At 72.2% G+C, this 582-nt stretch carries 1 protein-coding gene; it reads right to left on the bottom strand.

Annotation, left to right across the window (positions count from 1 at the left end):
• Positions 1-96 precede the first annotated feature (96 nt).
• The coding region (locus ABE488_RS17730; RefSeq protein ID WP_346449710.1) for a class II D-tagatose-bisphosphate aldolase, non-catalytic subunit at positions 97-582 on the bottom strand (486 nt) is incomplete at its 5' end.

Genomic DNA, 582 nt, shown 5'->3' with positions numbered 1-582 from the left:
TGGGTGCGCAGGAGCATGCGCGGCTGCTGTTCGATCTCGCGCGCGGTCCACAGCGCGCCGCTGGCGGCCAGGTCGGGTTCGGGCAGGCCGAGAAGGTCAGGACTGGGCATCGGGGACGCAGGCATGGCGGTAGTCGTCGAGGGCGATGGCGATGTGGGCCATCACGAGGGCGGCGGGATCGAGCGGGGTGCGGTCGGCGCGCAGGGCGCGCAGCGCCTGTGGCAGGTACTGGCCGACCAGCGGCATCGGTGGCGGGCTCTGGCGCAGGTTGGCGAACAGCTGCTGGCAGGCCGCCTCGATCGCAGGATCCGGCCAGTAGTAGCGGATGCGGTCGCTCAAGCTGTATTGCAGGTCGATGGTCAGTGCCTCGCCCTGGGCGGGGTAGTAGCGCTGCCAGTGGCCGGGCTGGGCGCGCATGCGTGCCAGTGCGGTCTCGCGCAGCTGCGCACGCTGCTCCGGCGCGATCCACTCGCGCTCGATCGCATCCAGCGCCCACAACGCCTCGCGCAGCGCGAAGGTCAGGCCGGGGCCGACCTTGAGGATCGCGAAGTGGTCGCGCACCAGCGCGGCCAGCGCCTCGGG

Source organism: Luteimonas sp. TWI662 (genome assembly GCF_039673825.1).
Taxonomy (GTDB): domain Bacteria; phylum Pseudomonadota; class Gammaproteobacteria; order Xanthomonadales; family Xanthomonadaceae; genus Luteimonas.
The sequence above is the reverse complement of the archived record's forward strand: the minus strand, read 5'-3'. Positions and strand labels throughout refer to the sequence as shown.